Source organism: Caldivirga sp. UBA161, from assembly GCF_002506515.1.
In the GTDB taxonomy this organism is placed as follows: domain Archaea; phylum Thermoproteota; class Thermoprotei; order Thermoproteales; family Thermocladiaceae; genus Caldivirga.
Genome location: NZ_DAXS01000066.1, coordinates 19,417 through 20,959 on the forward strand (window position 1 = coordinate 19,417; position 1,543 = coordinate 20,959).

General features: G+C 42.4%; 1 protein-coding gene. It reads right to left on the reverse strand.

Translation table 11 applies throughout. The features are described from left to right. The coding region (locus BP896_RS07265; protein WP_291767135.1) for an amidohydrolase family protein at positions 1-1,218 on the reverse strand (1,218 nt) is incomplete at its 3' end. Positions 1,219-1,543: the final 325 nt, after the last annotated feature.

A 1,543-nucleotide genomic window follows, 5' to 3' on the forward strand; every position in this document is an offset into this window, starting at 1 on the left:
ATCCCAATGCCCCTCCTCAACCTCCTCCTGCACCACTTTACTGACCACTTGCCTAACAACCCTTGATGCACCATAAGTCCCCTCAATGAATATGTAATCCCCACCAAACGCCATTATCTTACTGTTAGGTACCATTTCAAGCCATTCACTGAGAATATTAGCGTATGCCCTTGGATTAATCTCATGTACCCAGCATAAGTCTAAGTAGACGTTAGGCCACTGCTTAGCTAGAACGCCAGCCTCATGGTAATATGGGTAACCGGCATGGAATAGTATGAACTTCACGTTAGGGTACTCCTTGAATAAGTTGATTAATTGCGTCGGGTTAGCATTTGTGATTGCATTATTTGGTGGCGCATCCTCATACGTTGGTGCAGTCTCCTGTATGCCAGTGTGTATTTGAATGGGTTTACCTAAGGCTTCTAACTCATCCAACATTACCCTGAATAAGTAGTCTTGGAGTGGCTTAACCTCATTGGATGATGGTGTATAGCGCCTAAACCCCTCCCTACCCTCAATAATAGCTTTAAGCGCATACTCAGCCTCATTAGGTGTAGCATACTCGATTTTAAGTGATTGCCAGTACGCTGGGAAGCTTACCTTAACACCAACGAAGCTTGGTAAAGCCCCCCTAATATACCTCCTAAAGGCGCTCTCCAAGTCACTTAAATGATGTATCGGTGCTTTAAGCCTCCTTGAGGCCTTCATTAGGCCCACCCAATCACTAATGAATACAATACCCTCAAACCTAATAACACCAGTGAACAAATCCCTATCAAACCTTGGTAATGAGTCACCAGTATTATCGCCATGATCAAGGATGACTTTAGTGATGTTAGCCTTCTCAAGAACCCACCTATAGAATCCTGGCTTAGCCCTATTACTCATAGCCTCAACAAGCTTGGGGTAAGTACCCCTAGTAATATCCTCCACCCCATAAAGATCCCTAATAGCTAACCTAATCACTAAACCATAACCAGTAGTCCTAGCATAATCCCAAAACTCCTCAAACAAAGGCCACCTCTCAACCCAGGGCCTCTTAAAATCCCTAATTAACTCATACTCCTCATGAGACATACCACTGGAGTAAAAGTCTGTGGATAAGTAGTGGAATAGGAATATGAACATTGGGTCCTGAGGCCTAGACAATCTATCAGCCTCAACCTCAAGATGCTCATGAGTATCAACAAGACCCAACAAACCAGCAACCTCAGTCATAAACTTATCTAAATTATGGCATATTTTTAAGCATTACTCATATAATCATATTCATTAATATTTAAGTATTTTTATTTAGATAAATATGGCCTACCATAAATTAGGGGCTGAGTTTAAATTGTGAAAAATTTAAAAATAAACAGATTGAGGATCCAATAGTCCTGAGGGCTAGGCTCCGCATAAGCCTTGCACGCGGGAGGTCCCGGGTTCAAATCCCGGCCGGTCCACCAATCATTGTGAAATTATCCTCCTAGCCTCCTTAACCACCTCCTCAATCTTAACTATACTCACCCTAATATGCTTAATCGAGCACTTTCTTTCGTAA